This is a genomic window from Flavobacterium sp. (genome assembly GCF_044373165.1).
Classification (GTDB): domain Bacteria; phylum Bacteroidota; class Bacteroidia; order Flavobacteriales; family Flavobacteriaceae; genus Flavobacterium.
Map to the genome: position 1 here is coordinate 1 of NZ_JBILQL010000051.1, position 17,041 is coordinate 17,041.

The following is a 17,041-nucleotide window of genomic DNA, read 5'->3' on the forward strand; positions in this document are numbered from 1 at the left end:
CAATTTGCGTTAAGGCAAATCTGTTGTATCTCATGTAAACAGTTCCAATTCGGCTTACTCTGTCTCTGCTGTCGTAGTTGATAAAAGTGTTACCAACTCTTCGAACTCTACCAAAACTGTCGTGCTCAATTCTAACGCCGTAATTTATACTTCCTCGAGCGGCTGTTGAAGCTGCACGTCTTCCGGCAGTTTTATAGAAATAATCTCCATGACTGTCTTGTGGACGGGTATTAAAATCAAAATCTCCGTTGGCAAAAACAAAAAACTCAACACCTCTTTCTACAAATGAGATTGGCTCATCAAAGCTATATCTCGCTCTTCTTTCTTCACCAAAAGTTGTTACTTCAGATGCATTCACTACGTTTCCTACCAGTAAAACAGTAGCTACTAAAAGGGTAATTTTTTTCATAATCAATACAATTTGAGTTTTGCTTACTCTTCCGATTTTCAGCTTCTTCGAACAGTAAAGTTTACTGTTGATAGGTCTATTCCAATTGGTGTGCCAAAACAAAAAAAACATTTCTTAAGGTTTGATTAAGAAAGTTTAATAATCAGATTTACAGTGTTTTAATTTTGAATCAACCGCTTTTAAAATTCAATTCAACAGTTTGAAATTTTTAAAATTTTAGTACATTTGCGGGTATTTTTTTAAGATATAAAACATCATTAGCACTAAATTCTCAATGAAAAACCTACTATCTGCCATTTTCTTTTACTTTTTAACGATTACCGGTTTTGCGCAACAATACGTTCCTTTTTATGGTACTATTGTAGAACAGGTTTCCGCTTCCAATGTTCTGAATAACTTAACAGAGTTTGAAAACTTGGGTGTAAAAAGAAGAGGAACTGTAGCCTTGCAAAATACTTTAGATTGGCTAAAAGCTGAATATTTAAGTTATGGTTACACCGCAGCTCAAATGCAAGAATATAGTTTTACCAATGGTACTGCAACATGCAAAAATTTGGTAGTAACTAAAATGGGTACGCTTTATCCTAATACCTATGTGATTATTTGTGGGCATTACGATACCATTACCGGAAAAGGCACTAATGATAACGGAAGCGGAGTTGTAACCATTTTTGAAGTGGCTCGTTTGTTGCAAAATATCCCTACAGAATACTCTATCAAGTTTATTAATTTTAGTGGAGAAGAAGACGGATTGATTGGAAGCCAACATTTTGTTTCTACCGTAGTGAATGCCACTAATCCCAAAATGAATATCAAATTGGTTTTCAATATTGATGAAGTAGGCGGAAGAGCCAATATGACGAATGATACCATTACCTGTGAACGCGATACCGGAAGTCCGACATCCAATAATGCAGCTTCTAATACTATTACTAATGAATTGATTAACTGTGTTCTATTGTACTCACCATTGAACACCAATTTGTCTTATGCCTATGCTTCGGATTATATGCCTTTTGAAGATAATAATGAAGTGATTACCGGATTTTTTGAAACCAATGAAACACCGCACAGACACACAGCAACCGATTTATTAGTTAATATGGATCCTGATTATGTCTACAATATAGCCAAAGCAGCTACCGGCGCTATGTTGCATTTTGCTGGTGCGGCTACTACATTGTCAACGGAAAACAGTTTAGCCAATCAGGTAAGTTTTTATCCGAGTCCGGCCAAAAATTATATCAATGTTAGCTTGGGAAGTTTAAATGAAACAAAATATACCTTTTCTTTGATTGATTTGAACGGTAAAAGCGTATTTAAACAAGTAGTTGAAAACCCGCAATTTATTGAATCTTTCCCTTTAGAAGGTTTAGCGAAAGGCATGTATTTGGGTGTGTTACAAACTGCTAGAGACCAAATAACGAGAAAAATAATTATCGAATAAATTAAAAAGCCTTCCAATGGAAGGCTTTTTTTTATAGTTTGTCTTTTAGATAATAACCCGTAACTGATTTATTGTTTTTCACAATTTCTTCCGGTGTTCCAACCGCTAACAGTTGTCCACCGTTTTCTCCGCCTTCCGGCCCTAAATCGATAATCCAATCGGCACATTTAATCAAATCCAAATTGTGTTCAATCACTATAATCGAATGACCTTTTTCAATCAAAGCATCAAACGAAGCCAACAGTTTTTTGATATCGTGGAAGTGCAATCCGGTGGTTGGTTCATCAAAGACAAAGAGTGCTTTTTCTTTGGTGACTCCTTTAACTAAGAAAGAGGCGAGTTTAATGCGTTGTGCTTCTCCGCCGGAGAGTGTAGAGGAAGATTGCCCTAATTGCACATAACCCAAACCAACATCTTGCAATGGTTGCAGTTTTTGAATGATTTTGGTTTGCTTGTGTTCTTTAAAGAATACAATGGAATCATCAATGGTCATGGTTAGAATATCATCAATGTTTTTACCTTCAAAAGTAACTTCTAAAACTTCCTTTTTGAATCGTTTTCCACCACAAGTATCACAGGGCAAAGATACATCAGCCATAAAAACCATTTCTACATTAATTGATCCTTCGCCTTTGCAAGTTTCACAACGACCACCGTCGACGTTGAAAGAGAAATGTTTGGCTTGATACCCACGAACTTTTGATAGTTTTTCTTTGGCATACAAATCTCGTATATCGTCGTAGGCTTTGATATAGGTTACCGGATTAGAACGCGAACTTCTTCCAATAGGATTTTGATCCACGTATTCTATATGTTTGATGTGTGAGAAGCTTCCGTTTAATTCGCTAAACTGTCCGGCTTTATCACCAATACCTTCAAGTTTCTTTTGCATGGCCGGAAAAAGAATCTTTTTCACCAATGTACTTTTACCACTACCCGAAACGCCGGTAACAACCGTCAAATTTTCTAAGGGAAATACGACATCAATATTTTGTAAATTATTTTCACGTGCGCCTTTGATTTCAATGTAGTTATTCGATTTCCTTCTGTTTTTAGGTACAGAGATTTCGAGTTTGCCATTCAAATATTGTGCTGTTAACGAATCAGCTTTGAGTATTTCATCAAAAGTACCTTCAGCCACTAATTCACCACCATAAGTTCCGGCTTCCGGACCAATATCGATAATTCTATCGGCTGCTTTCATGATGTCTTCATCGTGTTCAACTACGATTACGGTATTGCCCAAATCGCGTAAATTCTGCAATACTTTAATCAAACGTTCCGTATCTTTCGGATGCAGGCCAATACTTGGTTCGTCTAAAATATACATTGAACCCACCAGGCTGCTGCCTAATGAAGTCGCTAAATTAATGCGTTGTGATTCACCGCCGGATAGTGTAGCGGAATTTCGATTTAAGGTTAAATAATCCAAACCAACATCGCTTAAAAAAGCCAATCGGTTATTGATTTCTATCAGCAATCGTTTTGCTACTTTGGTATCATATTCCGACAATTGAAGTTCTTTAAAGAAAGGAATCAGTCGTTTAATAGGCAAATCTACCAAGTCCGAAATGGTTTTACCTCCAACTGAAATGAAGTTGGTTTCTTTGCGTAAACGTTTGCCTTTACAATTAGTGCATTTGGTTTTACCACGGTATCGAGACAGCATTACGCGGTTTTGAATTTTATAGTTTTTCTCTTCTAATTCTTGAAAAAAATCGTTTAGACCAGTGAAGAATTTGTTGCCTTTCCAAACCAAGTCTTTTTGTTCATCGGTCAATTCAAAATAAGGTTTGTGTATTGGAAAATCAAATTTGTAAGCGTGATTAACCAATTGGTCACGATACCAACTCATACTTTCCCCTCGCCATGGGAAAATAGCGTTTTCAAATACAGAAAGTGAGGTGTTCGGGATAACCAATTCTTCATCAATTCCAATGATATTGCCGTAACCTTCGCAAGTTGGGCATGCACCGTATGGATTGTTAAAGCTGAATAAATGAATATTCGGTTCTAAAAACATCATACCGTCTAATTCAAAGTTGGTACTGTAGTCAAATCGTTTATTCGTCTCTAATTCTTGTAAATAACAAATTCCTTTACCTTCAAAAAAAGCAGTTTGCACTGCATCGGCCAATCGGTTGTAAAAATCTTCATCCTCTAGGGTTTCATCATTAATTACTATACGGTCTATGATTAACAAAATATCTTTGTTGTCTAATGAATGTTGTTCGATTTGGTCCAATCTAACCATTTCGTTATCGACCAAAATACGAGCAAAACCTTGTTGTAATAAGACTTTTAGTTTGTCTTCCAATTGTCTTCCTTCTTCCAAATGGATAGGCGATAAGAGTAACCATTTGCTATTGGGTATAAAATTTTTAATCTCATTTACCACATCGGTTACCGTGTCTTTTTTTACTTCTTTGCCGGAAATAGGAGAGTAGGTTTTTCCGATTCGTGCGAAAAGTAACTTTAAGTAATCATAAATTTCTGTGGAAGTACCAACGGTAGAGCGAGCATTTGTAGTATTTACTTTTTGTTCAATAGCAATGGCCGGTGCAATCCCTTTGATGTATTCCACTTTTGGTTTGTCCAAACGACCTAAAAATTGTCGGGCATAAGATGAAAGACTCTCCACATAGCGACGCTGTCCTTCGGCATAAAGTGTATCAAACGCCAAACTTGATTTTCCTGAACCCGAAAGTCCGGTAATTACTACTAGTTCATTACGTGGAATTACTACATCTAAATTTTTCAGGTTGTGAATCTGAGCGTTTTTTATGAGGATGTTTTTTTTAGGTTCTAACGTTGCAATTTCTGAACTTTTCATAGCTATTGGAAAAATATCAGCAAAGTTAATCATTTCCCATTTGAAAGCGCAGCTTATAGAAGTAGAATCAAATAGGTTTATTTTCCCTATTGAATAATAATTTTCATTTTAATTTATTGCCTAATACTAATTATAGTTTTTCAGTTAGCTGTAGTGATTTAACAGGTAACAATTTTGTTGCTAATCCAATACTACTCAATGCTACAACCACCGGAGTTATAGGATGTTCCGGAACTGATACTCAAGCACAACAAGGATCTTTCAGCGTTGGTTACAATTATGCTTTTGAAACCATTGGTACAGATGTGAAAATTACATTTGAAATGTTGGATGTCGATAAAGTTGGTGTTGTTGGTATTTTATGGAGACAATCTCCTTTTACGGAATATCAAATGAGTAATGTGTCAGGAAACATATTTACCAAAACCATTACCGGTCAAACTATAGGGTCAACTATTAATTATGCTGTTAAATTTGCCTATGCCGGAGGATTATCTGTAACAAGATATTTTTCTTATGTGGTGGGTAATAATTGTACTTTAGATGTACCTACATTGTCAGAACCACGTCAGTTGTGTTACCCTAATCCAGTTGAAAACACATTGCACCTTCAGTTACTGGATGACAATAACTTGATTTTTTTGACAGATGTTTTAGGAAAAACACAGCTTGAAATGGAAGTTAGTGCCAACGAAGATATCGATATGAGTAATTTTAAACCCGGAATTTATTTTCTTAGAATTCAAAATTCACGTGGAATTCAAAATTTTAAAATAATAAAGAATTAGCTTATTCAGACACAACTGTCTTTAGCATTTAGGTTAAACATACTGTTTATATTCTCAAAAGAAACATAAAATTTCTGCATAATTGACAAGTAAAAATGGCTCAACGTTTTTGAAAAATAATTATTTTTCTGTTTTTATTTGTTTTTTAAATAAAATTTATGTTAAATTTGGTTCATTAATAATTCACTAAAGCGATTTGCCTATACAAAACCATTACTTTTTAGATTAAAAATTCTTTTTTAACCCTTACTAAAAGGTAATGTTATGGCTAAATCTCAACTTCCTGACGCAGTATTAGTTGACAAGTATATTTCCGGCGATGAAAATGCGCTTGCAATTCTTGTTAACAGACACCAATCAAAAATTTACGGGTATATCTATTCCAAGGTTTTGGACAGGGATATTACGGAAGACATTTTCCAAGAAACCTTTTTCAAGGTCATTCACACACTCAAATCTCGTAAATATTATAACGAAGAAGGTAAATTTTTATCTTGGGTGTTGCGTATCGCCAGCAATTTGATCATCGACAAATTCAGAAGCGATAAAAAAATGCCTCTTAACAGAGATACCGATGATTTTTCGGTATTTTCCAGAATTACAGATGATTCATTAAATATCGAACGCAAATTGATTAAAAATCAAGTTGAAGTTGATATCAAAACCATCATCGAAAAATTACCGCATGATCAAAAAGAAGTTATTATGATGCGCTATTATTTAGACATGAGTTTTAAAGAAATAGCCGATTATACCGGTGTTAGCGTTAATACAACTTTAGGAAGAATGCGTTATGCTATTACCAATATGAGAAAAGTAATTGAAAAAAATAAAATTTATTTGCCTTCGTAAACAATAAAAAGTAATTTTTTGCGTTTTCTTATAAACAATCAAATCAACTGATTTTTATATGGCAAAACTTTACTCTAAACGAAAATTAGCAACACCAAAAATGTTACCCAAAAAAGAAACAATTCGTTTAATACTTCAATATTCTTGTGCATTGAATATTATCAAAGTAGGCAACATGAACTTCGACAATATTGCTAATTAATTAACGTCCCGTAGTATTATATATTGCGGGATGTTTTTTTATGTATTCGTTCAAAACCGATTTTCTGCCTATGGTTTTGGTAATGATGTCTTTTTCTAAATTCCAACCTCTAGCCGGCGAATATTCTCTTCCGTACCAAATAATTTGAAGATGCAATTCATTCCACAATGCTCGAGGAAATATAGCTTTGGCATCTTTTTCGGTTTGCTGAACATTTTTACCGTTGGATAAATTCCATCGGTACATTAATCGGTGTATATGGGTGTCAACCGGAAATGCAGGAACACCAAAAGCCTGCGACATCACTACGCTGGCGGTTTTATGACCAACAGCCGGTAATTGCTCTAGCGCTTCAAAACTTTGTGGCACTTCGCCATTGTGCTCTTCAATTAAAATTTTCGACAAACCATATATGCCTTTTGATTTCATAGGTGATAAACCACAAGGTTTAATGATTTCTTTGATTTCTTCTACTGACAATTTTACCATATCATATGGATTGTCCGCTTTGGCAAATAAAATGGGAGTAATTTGATTTACTCTTACATCGGTACATTGCGCAGAGAGTAAAACAGCAATTAATAAAGTATAGGCATCTTTATGGTCAAGTGGAATTGGGATTTCAGGATAGAATTCTTTTAACGTATTTATAACAAATGTTGCACGCTCTTGTTTGGTCATTTTAAACTAAATTTGATTTGTAAAAATAAGAAATAATATTTCAGAACCTTAGCCTCTCAAAAAAATGACGACACTAAAAAAAGGTGATAAAGCACCGAGTTTCTCAGCCAAAGACCAAGATGGTAACCAGCATACTTTAGCCGATTACCAAGGTAAAAAAATAGTGGTTTTCTTTTATCCAAAAGCCAATACACCCGGTTGTACCGCAGAGGCTTGTGATTTGAGAGACAACTTTGACCGCTTTAAGGCCAATAATTATGAACTCTTAGGCGTAAGTGCCGACAGCGCAAAAGCCCAAGCCAGTTTCAAAAATAAGTTTGATTTTCCCTTTCCGCTTTTAGCCGATGAAGACAAATCGGTAATTCATGCCTTTGGCGTTTGGGGACCAAAAAAATTCATGGGTAAAGAGTACGATGGTATCCACAGAACCACTTTTGTAATCAATGAAGAAGGAGTTATTGACGATGTGATTACCGATGTAAAAACCAAAGCCCACGCAGCACAAATATTAAAATAAAAAAAAGACCAAGATTTAATCTTGGTCTTTTTGCTTTATGCATTTTCTAAAACTTTATTCGGATCATATCCAAATAAACTGTGTTTCTTAATTATTTCTGCAATACCTTGCGGTAACAGTTTTTCCCATCCCGGTTTGCCGGTACTTATCATCTTTAAAACTTCTCTGGAAAATATTTTTAAGTGGTCTTTGTCAAACTCAGTAATGTCAACCACTTTTCCATTGTAAGCAAAGAATTTGTACAATTCTTTCATTCTCGGGTGAACTTTCAAGTTTTGTGAATTGATAATTTCTCCGTCTTCGCCTTCCATAGGATATAAAAATACTTTTAAATCTCTATAGAACAATTTACCGAAAGCTTCTAAAATGCCACCACTCAAATGGCGATAGTATTTTTCATCAAATATGTCAACCAAGTTGTTTACGCCCATGGCCAATCCCATACGAGCTTTAGTATAATTAGAGAAGTATTCAACCACTTTGTAGTATTCTTGGAAGTTTGATATCATTACCGTTTGTCCTAACGAACATAGTAATTCAGCTCTATCCATGAAGTCTCTTTCGTCAATTTCTCCTTCAGAACGTAAATTGGAAAGGGTAATTTCAAAAATCACCAAAGCATTGTCTTTATCCACTTTACTTTCATCCAAAAACATTTTCAACGATTTCTCGTACATGTCCATATTGACTTGCGTTACCGGTCGGAAACTACCACGCAACGCCAATATGTTTTTCTTGTAAAGTATAGAGGCCGGTAAAACGTTTTTACCATCCGGACCAAACATTACAGCATCAGTCATTCCGTTTTTAACCAATTGCAAACTCATCAAACGATTGTCTACATTAGCAAAACGCGGCCCTGAGAAGTTGATGGTGTCAATCTCTAATTGGTCTTTATCCAAATGGTCATACAAGTAACGCAATAGTTTTTTGGGGTCATTGTATTTGTAGTATGCACCATAAATTAGGTTTACTCCCAAAATCCCTAAGGTTTCTTGTTGCAATTTAGCATCAGTTTCTTTGAAACGAATGTGCAAAATAATTTCGTTGTAATCCTCATCAGGTTCAACTTGGTATTTGATACCAACCCAACCGTGTCCTTTGAATTGTTTGGCAAAGTCAATAGTAGCTACTGTATTGGCATAACTGAAGAAAATTTTGTTGGGATGTTTGTCTCTTTTCAAACGTTGCTCAATCAACTCTACTTCGTGAGTAAGCATTTTTTTTAATCGACTTTCTGTAACATAGCGTCCATCATCTTCAATGCCGTAAATAGCATCACTAAAATCTTTATCATAGGCAGACATTGCTTTTGCAATAGTTCCTGAGGAACCTCCGGCTCTGAAAAAATGTCTAACCGTTTCTTGGCCAGCTCCAATTTCCGCAAAAGTTCCGTAGATGTTCTCATTCAAATTAATTCGCAAGGCTTTGTCTTTAATAGCCGGAATTTGTTCGATAGCTTTATCGCCTTTAAGCTTTATGTTTGAAACTATATTGTCCATGATAGATTGTATTCTTTGCAAAGTTAGTAAAATAGCTATTTTATAAAAAGATAATTAAGTCTATTTTTGTAAATAATTACTTTTAAAGTCACTAATTTTAAGGCTTATCCACAAAAACCATGCAACTATGCAAGTTTATTTTTTAGGAACAGGTACTTCACAAGGAATTCCGGTGATCGGAAGCAACCATTCGGTGTGTAAAAGTACCGATAAAAGAGACAAACGTTTGCGGGTATCAGTTTGGGTAGTTTGGGATGACCATTCTGTTGTGATTGATTGTGGTCCCGATTTTCGACAACAAATGCTGACTTCCGGCTGCTTACAACTGGATGCTATTTTGTTTACTCACGAACATGCCGATCACACTGCCGGATTGGATGATATTCGGCCTTATTTTTTTAAACAAGGTGAAGCTATCCCGGTTTACGGACATAAAAGAGTATTAGAGAATTTAGGCAAACGATTTGATTACATCTTCGAGACCGAAAATAAATATCCCGGAGCGCCAAGTGTAAAACCAATTGAAATTCATAACCATCAAACCTTTATGATTGGAAACACGCCAATTATTCCGGTGAATGTAAACCATGGCAATGTTCAAGTTTTTGGTTTCAGAATAAAGGATTTTGCTTATCTAACCGATGTAAAAACTATAGATCCCGAAGAAATAGAAAAATTAAAAGGAGTAAAAGTATTGGTAGTAAATGCATTACGCGAAGAACCACACCATTCCCATTTTAATTTGCAGGAAGCCATAGATTTTATAAATTTGGTACAACCTGAAAAGGCTTATTTAACACACATCAGTCACCTTTTAGGGTTTCATGAAGAAGTTCAAAATCGATTGCCTGATAATGTTTATTTGGCCTATGATAATTTAAAAATCACTCTTTAAAAACTATGAAAAAATCATTGTTCCTTTATCTTTTTATTATTGCGGTTTTAATGAATCTTTTCACCTATAAATACTTTACAGGCAAAGAAAACAGTATGAAAACTTCGGGGGAAAAAGAAACCGTATCCGTTAAATCTGATTCGGTTAAAGTAGCCGATTTGGAGAACCAATTGTATGACGCCAATTATTTTTCATTGGAATTGAACGACAGGGCTATTAACTATTTGAATCAAAGCGATATCAATGCTTTTTCTGAAAAAGTAAAGCAAGCCTTATTGTCATACAATGATGATAAGGAAGGCAATAAATATACTGACCAAACTAAGATGGGTGAGCAAAAATTCATCATCAACAAAGTGAAATTGTTAAATCATCGCTGGATTATTGCTAACTACAGCAATGGTGAATTATGGGGTGAAGTTTTACTGAAATACTTTGTCAATGATGATCAAACGATATCTTTTGAGGTTATGAGTTCATATTTATATCCAAAAGAGTTAAATTAGCCTCCTACACTAAATCATACTTATGAAAAAAATATTCTTTTTTCTGATGTTCTTGGGAACTTTAGTTTCCTGTAAACTAACCGATCAAAATGCAGAGGAAGCAGTAACTGAAACCAATCAAACGGTGAAAGATTCTTCAGTAGTAAACGACAAAGATGAGCATGGTTGCTTGGCTTCAGCAGGTTATGTTTGGTCAAAAATCAATAAAGAATGCATCAAAGCTTTTACCGGTATTCCTTTAAACCCTATTTCTAATCCTGATAGTGAAGACGAATCGCTCAGCGCTTATGTTTTGTTTAGCGAAGACGGCAATCAAGCTGAAGTGTTTTTGCCTAATGATACCCAATCCATTGTCCTGACAAGAAGTGCTGAAGGTAAGCCTTGGATATTTCAAGATTGGCAATTAGTGCCTTGGAAAGGTTTTGTTTTGAAGAAAGGCAACGAAAACAAATTTGCCGGTGATGGCATGATGGGTAAAAAAGTAACCGGAAGCGATACTGAACAGCAATAGTTTCTAGGTCGAAAGCCAATGTTTGAAATCGAAAAAGTTTTGCGGCGCTACACCATGACCAACCATGTATTCTTTAAACACTACTTCAATTCCTAAAACTTGTAAAGTCGGAATTGATTTTCGAGCCCATTCAACCGGTATAACCTGGTCTACTGTTCCGTGTGAAGCAAAGATACGCAGTTTACTAAAGTCATTTTCTAAGTAATCATCCACGGCAATGTCCGGATTCAAATAACCACTCATCGCTACAACGCGTTGTACTTTTTCAGGATAAGATAAAGCTACTGCATAGCTTAAAATGCAACCCTGACTAAATCCAACTAAAGTCACTTGCCCCGCATCTATCGGATAATTGTCTACCAATTCATCTATAAATCGGACAATGATATCTCTAGAAGCTCTGGCCTGTCCAAGGTCGGAAAACTTATTTTCATCGGCATCAAAGTTTATGGCATACCAAGCATAGCTACCATAAGATAAATCGAATGGTGCACGAGCCGAAACCACATAATATTCCTCTGGTAATTCCGTAGCAAAAGAAAATAAATCTTCCTCATTACTGCCATATCCATGAAGCAATAGGAGTAAAGGATTTTTTTCTTTTTTGATTTTGGGTGCTCTAACCAAGTGGTACAAGGATAATTCCATCACAATGTTTTAAAAAGATTTTGAAAAAAACGCCCAACAACCGGTAACTCTCTCATTTGTCCTTGAACGGCTCCTAAAAATCCGTAAATCCACAAAATGAAATAGAATAAATAGAAAGCAGATGTAGCGGTCCAACTGTTAGCATAACCAACAAAATAGCCCAACAAGAAAAAAGACAAAAACAATCCTAATGCTTGTCGAATGTGAAAAGAAGCAAAAGTCGATTTGTTTTCTTCTTGATTCATAAAAATCGCAATGACAGCGCCAATAATGGTTAAATAGGCTACTATAGCCGTGTTCTTTGATTTGTCTAGATTCTCCATGATCCTTGTATTTTATACTGTAACTAATTTCCCTTGATTGTAAATGCCGATGGCTTTACCTTTCATTGATGTCCCTAAAAAGGCTGAGTTTTTCGATTTAGATAAAATATTTTCTTTGGTAAATGTCCAAGTTGAAGTTGTTTCAAATAAAGTCAAGTTCGCTTTTGAATTTACGTCAATACGCTGTTTTTCAATACTTAAGATTGTATAACCGGAAGTTAATTTTTCAACTACTTTATCCAAAGGCAAAACGGTTAACAATGCTCCAAAAGCACTTTCTAAACCAATGGTTCCGTTTTTAGCCAAGTCGAATTCCATTTTTTTATGTTCAATGTCAATAGGATTGTGGTCAGCAGTGATGCAATCTATAGTGTCATCCAAAATTCCCGCAATCAGAGCTTGTCTGTCGGTTTCGGTGCGCAAAGGCGGGGAAACTTTAAAGCGAGTATCAAAAGTACTCAGTTTTTCATCGGTTAATACTAAATGATGAACAGCCACACTACAAGTTACCTTCAGTCCTTTTGCTTTAGCTTCTTTAATCAACGCTACTGATTTGGCTGTTGAAATTGTTGGAATGTGTAACTTTCCTCCGGTATATTCCAATAAAAATAAGTTTCTGGCAATCATTAATTCCTCAGCCAAATTAGGAATGCCTTTTAAACCTAAACCGGTAGAAACTATGCCTTCATTAGCAACACCATTGCCTTTAATAGTCTCTTCTTGTGCAAAAGCCATTACTAAACCTTCAAAATCCTGCACATATTGCAATCCGATTTTTAAGAGATTCGCATTGGCTAAACTCTTACCATAATCACCAAATGCTACCGCTCCGGCATTTCTCATATCATACAATTCGGCCAAATCTTTGCCTTCGCTGTTTTTAGTTAAAGCTCCAATAGGGAACAATTCTGTAGCGGAATGTGAGGCTTTTTGTTTTACAAAATGAATTTGGGATTGGTTGTCGATAATCGGAAAGGAATTGGGTTGCAAAGCAATTCCGGTAAAGCCACTTTTGGCAGCAACTTCCAAACCGTTAGCGATGGTTTCTCGGTCTTCAAATCCGGGCTCGCCTAAAGAAACACTTGTGTCAAGCCAACCTTGGGAAAGGTGTAAGTTCTCTTTTTGAAATTCTTGATAATGGGCATTATTTGAAACAACATCACCAATTTCCTCAATGACACCATCAGTGATTTTTAAATCCACAATTTGATTGTGATACGGACTTTTCGTGTCAATAATTTTGGCTTTTCGGATGATTAGGTTCATTTTACAAATTTTTGAATGAGTAGTTCTAAAGCTAAAAAGAGTAGGGTCAGCATCACAAACCATTTCCAGATTTGTGTATCGGTGCGGTCGGTTTGTATGACATTAAAAACCGTTTCTATATCCTCAATTTCCTTAAAGCCATTAGCTATTTCGGAATTGGTTAAATTCAAATTGCTCTCAGTTCGGGTATAATTAAAGCTGATATTTTGTACTGAATCGGCTTCGTTAAAGATACCAAAGTTTCCTGCTTCTGACGGATTTTCATTAAAAGTCATTTTAACTTTGGTATTCATTAGTTGTTGAACCGGAATGAAACTTTCTTTGCTGTTTTTGACCGTTAGGATTTCATCTTTCGATAATAAAGCATCAACTACAAAAGGCTGATCTTCACCAATAATCAACGCATTTACACCTGTTTTCTGACTGTTCTGCGCCATATTGTAAAATGTAGGCACAATTAAAGGTGAATTCTGAAAATTACTATTGGTTTTGTTAATAGGTGCCGCAAAAATATAAACTGATGACAGCGGATTCGATATTGAAGTCAAGAATGCGCTTTGGTCTTCATAACTCAAAATGGAAGGTGTGTTGCTGTTAATTTGAAAGGCTGTATTAGTGGAAGGATATTGGAAATTGTCTACTTTTTTCTCAAATACATTACTAAAAAGCGGGTGGTTAAAATTGATTTGGGTTACTTTCTTATCACTTTTGTCCATTCCTTTTACTTGAACGGCCCCAAAGTTGGATAAAAACGAATTCAAGTCTGACAAGTTGTTTTCTTCCGCCGGAATAACAATAACATTTCCACCTTTGTTTACAAACGATTTTAAGGTAGTTTGTAACGCCTGCGGTATTGCTTTCAATTCGTTTAACACGATGGCATCTTGCTTTTCTATTGAGTTGTAATCCAAATTTGCTATTGGAAAATTGCTGTAATTAAATTCGTCTGCGGTGTAAATTCGACTTAAGAAGTTGCTTTTTTCAGTTTCCCCGATACTCTTAACATTGGTTTTGCTGGGTTTAGAGATACTGAAATAATAAGTGTTGTCGTAATCCAAGCCTTTGTCGGTAATAGCAACATAGCCATGGAAATCTTCTTTTGGAATTGTAAATTTGACTAATTGTGCATTGTTGTTCAATTTTACAACTGTTTTAGCAGTCAACTTATTTTGATTGTACAAGGCAATCGGAACTGAAGGTATTTCATCTCCGTTGGCGGATAATTTTATTGCGATTTCGTAAAAACTATCTAAATTTTGTTGGAGGTAAACACTGTCGATGGACACGTTGGTCTTTTGCTCGGCTTCCGGCAAAACGAAATACACATTGTCTTCTTTTTTGAAGCTTTTGGATTCTTTAGCATCCTGGCCAACTGCATCAGTAATTACGATTATATCTTTGTTGAAAGCCGATTTTCGGGCATTGACTTTCGCTATCAAATTATCCAATCGAAAAGGTGTCGCACTGTATTTTAAATCCTGTAAATCTTTTTGAATTGATTTAATATCCGTATTCCAGTAGGTTTCAGTATTGGTAATCAAAGAAAAATTTTGAGCTTCCGGAGTGTGTTCTAATAAATCCTGAACGGCACGTTTGAGTAATTCTCCTTTTTTTCCTTTAGCCTGCATGCTATAGGAATTATCGAGAATGATGTACATTTCATTTGTAGCTTTCCGACTCTCTTTGGCTGTAAAAAAAGGTTGGGCAAATGCCAAAATCAAACAGGCCAACAGTAATAATCGAGTGAAAAGCAACAGCCATTTTTTGATGGTTGAACTCTTTCGGGTTTGGATAGAAAGCTCTTTTAGGAATTGTACGTTGGTGAAATATTCTTTCTTAAAACGTCGTAATTGGAATAAATGCACCAAAATTGGAATCACCAATAAAAAAAGAAAATATAGAATTTCCGGGTGTTTGAATTGCATTTATCAAAAGTTTATCAAAAATAGCACTTTTTATGATTTGAAGTATGGCTTTTAAAGAATTTTAAACAGTTAGATTACTTCTTTTTTCGTTTGGCGGCTCTATTTTTCAAAATATTCCGATTTACCGATGAACTGGTTTTCTTTTTGGTTTTGGAAGGTCCGCCAAGGTTGACCTTTTTGTTTTTTTCTTTCTTTTCATGGAATGAAGCACCGCCTTCCAATTTTGGCTTTTTGAGTAAAAACTTCATCTGCTTCTTTTTGTCTTTTTCAAACTCCAATAAACGTTCGGCAATGATTGTATCGGACGGCATGTCGAGAAACTGAATTTCTTTTTCCATCAAAACTTCGGCTTCAATCATGATTTCTTCTTCTCTCGGACTAACCAAACTAATAGCGATACCGGATTTATCTGCACGACCGGTTCTACCGATTCGGTGAATGTATTGCTCCGGAATTTCAGGAAATTCTACGTTGATAACATGGGTAATGTCTGAAATGTCCAAACCGCGCGCCATAACATCTGTAGTCACGATTCCTCTGATTTCACCGGCTCTGAAACCGGCCATCGTTTGCAAACGATAATTTTGTGATTTATTGGAATGAATGATACCAAATTGCTCAGGATATATTTCTTCCAATTTATCGGCTAACAAATCGGCCGTTTTTTTATTGTTCACAAAAAGCAATACGCGCTCGTACGATTCATCTTGGAGTAGATTGGTTATTAAGTTGACTTTAGTCAAAAAATTTGGCACTTTGTATCCTAATTGCTCTATTTTTTCTAAGGGTGTTCCGCTGGGCGCTAAAGACACTTCTTCGGGAAATTCAAAATATTCTTCCAGCATTTCATCTACTTCATCGGTCATCGTGGCCGAGAATAGGATGTTTTGTCGTTTGCCTTTCAGCATGGTTAAAATCGATGTCACTTGGAAACGAAATCCTAAATTCAAGATTTCATCAAATTCATCAATGACTAATTTTTGCAAACTGTCAAATCGAATGACATTGTCCAAAGCCAAATCCATAATTCTTCCCGGTGTACCAACCAAAATATCAACGCCTTGATAAACGGCTGTTTTCTGAGTATTGATGTTCACACCGCCATAAACTCCTAGAGTTCTAACCGACATGAACTCACTCAATTTTTCAACTTCTGCGGCTACTTGGACTACTAGTTCTCTGGTAGGTACTAAAATGACAACCCTTGGTGTATCGGTAGCCACAAATTTCCATTGTTTTAAAATAGGCAGAAGATATGCAAAAGTTTTTCCTGTACCGGTTTGGGCAATTCCCATCACATCACGACCTGACATAATCACCGGGAACGCTCTCTCCTGAATAGGAGTAGGCTTTGCTAAGCCTAATTCGTCGATGGCTTTTTGAAGTGATTTAGGAAGATTGAATTGCTCAAAAGTACTCATAGCTTTTTGTATTTCGGGCAAAGGTACGGAATTGAAAATTAACCTTGACAGTTTAAAATCCCTCAAAAACCCCTAATCCGAATAAGGCAAAATCATATTTTACGGGATCTACTTTATCTAGTTTTCGCAGTGCGGTGTCCAATTCTAATAAGGCTTTGCCATCGTTTTGTTTTCTGGTGAGCAATCCTAGTTTTCGGGCGACATTCCCGGAGTGAACATCTAACGGACAAGATAAAATTGAGGTTGGAATGTTTTTCCAAAGGCCAAAATCTACACCTTTATTGTCATGGCGAATCATCCATCGTAAATACATAT

The 17,041-nt window shown here is 35.7% G+C and carries 17 protein-coding genes and 1 pseudogene; 8 read left to right on the plus strand and 10 right to left on the minus strand.

All coding sequences use genetic code 11. The features are described 5' to 3' along the window. A pseudogene (locus ACIQ32_RS07850) lies at window positions 1-409 on the minus strand (hypothetical protein); the annotation flags it as partial. Between the two features lie 274 nt (window positions 410-683). Here ACIQ32_RS07850 and ACIQ32_RS07855 point away from each other — a divergent pair. Further along, window positions 684-1,856 (plus strand): M28 family peptidase, encoded by a 1,173-nt coding sequence (locus tag ACIQ32_RS07855; protein ID WP_396195133.1) that lies wholly within the window; start codon window positions 684-686, stop codon window positions 1,854-1,856. Window positions 1,857-1,887: 31 nt separating this feature from the next. Here the strand turns inward: ACIQ32_RS07855 and uvrA are convergent, their stop codons facing one another. Beyond that, complete coding sequence (uvrA, locus tag ACIQ32_RS07860) at window positions 1,888-4,689, minus strand: excinuclease ABC subunit UvrA (protein ID WP_396195134.1); 2,802 nt, start codon at window positions 4,687-4,689, stop codon at window positions 1,888-1,890. Window positions 4,690-4,805: 116 nt separating this feature from the next. Between uvrA and ACIQ32_RS07865 the strand changes: the two genes are divergently transcribed. The 3 genes from ACIQ32_RS07865 to ACIQ32_RS07875 all read left to right on the plus strand — a co-directional run bounded on the left by ACIQ32_RS07865 (window position 4,806) and on the right by ACIQ32_RS07875 (window position 6,531). Further along, entirely contained in the window at window positions 4,806-5,477 is a 672-nt protein-coding gene (locus ACIQ32_RS07865) for a T9SS type A sorting domain-containing protein (RefSeq protein ID WP_396195135.1), read from the plus strand. A 264-nt stretch (window positions 5,478-5,741) separates the two neighbouring features. After that, the gene (locus ACIQ32_RS07870) at window positions 5,742-6,329 is read left to right on the plus strand and encodes an RNA polymerase sigma factor (protein WP_396195136.1); all 588 of its coding nucleotides are present in this window, start codon (window positions 5,742-5,744) and stop codon (window positions 6,327-6,329) included. Window positions 6,330-6,387: 58 nt separating this feature from the next. Then, a complete protein-coding gene (locus ACIQ32_RS07875) occupies window positions 6,388-6,531 on the plus strand; it encodes a hypothetical protein (protein ID WP_396195137.1) in 144 nt (47 codons plus the stop codon). On the opposite strand, the gene nth is transcribed toward ACIQ32_RS07875, so the two are convergent. Further along, window positions 6,532-7,212 carry an endonuclease III domain-containing protein gene (gene nth, locus ACIQ32_RS07880; protein WP_396195138.1) on the minus strand — a complete coding sequence of 227 codons (681 nt, stop codon included), beginning with the start codon at window positions 7,210-7,212 and terminating at the stop codon, window positions 6,532-6,534. It lies immediately after the preceding gene. A gap of 64 nt (window positions 7,213-7,276) precedes the next feature. On the opposite strand from nth, the gene bcp reads away from it, so the two are divergent. Next, a complete protein-coding gene (gene bcp, locus ACIQ32_RS07885; RefSeq protein WP_396195139.1) occupies window positions 7,277-7,729 on the plus strand; it encodes a thioredoxin-dependent thiol peroxidase in 453 nt (150 codons plus the stop codon). A 35-nt stretch (window positions 7,730-7,764) separates the two neighbouring features. Here bcp and ACIQ32_RS07890 read toward each other — a convergent pair whose 3' ends face one another. Next, window positions 7,765-9,222: a TonB-dependent receptor gene (locus ACIQ32_RS07890; protein WP_396195149.1), complete on the minus strand. Its 1,458-nt coding sequence runs from the start codon at window positions 9,220-9,222 to the stop codon at window positions 7,765-7,767. A gap of 136 nt (window positions 9,223-9,358) precedes the next feature. Between ACIQ32_RS07890 and ACIQ32_RS07895 the strand changes: the two genes are divergently transcribed. Genes ACIQ32_RS07895 through ACIQ32_RS07905 form a run of 3 tightly spaced genes read left to right on the plus strand, consistent with a single transcriptional unit; the run spans window position 9,359 to window position 11,143 of the window. Beyond that, window positions 9,359-10,126 carry an MBL fold metallo-hydrolase gene (locus ACIQ32_RS07895; protein WP_396195140.1) on the plus strand — a complete coding sequence of 256 codons (768 nt, stop codon included), beginning with the start codon at window positions 9,359-9,361 and terminating at the stop codon, window positions 10,124-10,126. A gap of 5 nt (window positions 10,127-10,131) precedes the next feature. Further along, window positions 10,132-10,632: a hypothetical protein gene (locus ACIQ32_RS07900; protein ID WP_396195141.1), complete on the plus strand. Its 501-nt coding sequence runs from the start codon at window positions 10,132-10,134 to the stop codon at window positions 10,630-10,632. Between the two features lie 22 nt (window positions 10,633-10,654). Then, window positions 10,655-11,143, plus strand: coding sequence for a hypothetical protein (locus ACIQ32_RS07905; RefSeq protein ID WP_396195142.1), 489 nt, complete (start codon window positions 10,655-10,657; stop codon window positions 11,141-11,143). A gap of 3 nt (window positions 11,144-11,146) precedes the next feature. On the opposite strand, the gene ACIQ32_RS07910 is transcribed toward ACIQ32_RS07905, so the two are convergent. The 6 genes from ACIQ32_RS07910 to ACIQ32_RS07935 form a co-directional block, all read right to left on the minus strand. Then, entirely contained in the window at window positions 11,147-11,791 is a 645-nt protein-coding gene (locus ACIQ32_RS07910) for an alpha/beta hydrolase (RefSeq protein WP_396195143.1), read from the minus strand. Further along, the gene (locus ACIQ32_RS07915; RefSeq protein WP_396195144.1) at window positions 11,791-12,114 is read right to left on the minus strand and encodes a hypothetical protein; all 324 of its coding nucleotides are present in this window, start codon (window positions 12,112-12,114) and stop codon (window positions 11,791-11,793) included. The genes ACIQ32_RS07910 and ACIQ32_RS07915 overlap by 1 nt, the downstream gene beginning before the upstream one ends. 12 nt (window positions 12,115-12,126) lie before the next feature. Beyond that, window positions 12,127-13,380: a dihydroorotase family protein gene (locus ACIQ32_RS07920; RefSeq protein WP_396195145.1), complete on the minus strand. Its 1,254-nt coding sequence runs from the start codon at window positions 13,378-13,380 to the stop codon at window positions 12,127-12,129. Continuing rightward, on the minus strand, window positions 13,377-15,305 hold the full coding sequence (locus ACIQ32_RS07925; protein ID WP_396195146.1) for a BatA and WFA domain-containing protein: 1,929 nt from the start codon (window positions 15,303-15,305) through the stop codon (window positions 13,377-13,379). Before ACIQ32_RS07925 ends, ACIQ32_RS07920 begins: the two co-directional genes overlap by 4 nt. A 74-nt stretch (window positions 15,306-15,379) precedes the next feature. Then, on the minus strand, window positions 15,380-16,726 hold the full coding sequence (locus tag ACIQ32_RS07930) for a DEAD/DEAH box helicase (RefSeq protein WP_396195147.1): 1,347 nt from the start codon (window positions 16,724-16,726) through the stop codon (window positions 15,380-15,382). Between the two features lie 52 nt (window positions 16,727-16,778). Beyond that, window positions 16,779-17,041 (minus strand): DUF2400 family protein (locus ACIQ32_RS07935; protein WP_396195148.1); only part of this gene is annotated, 263 nt, incomplete at its 5' end.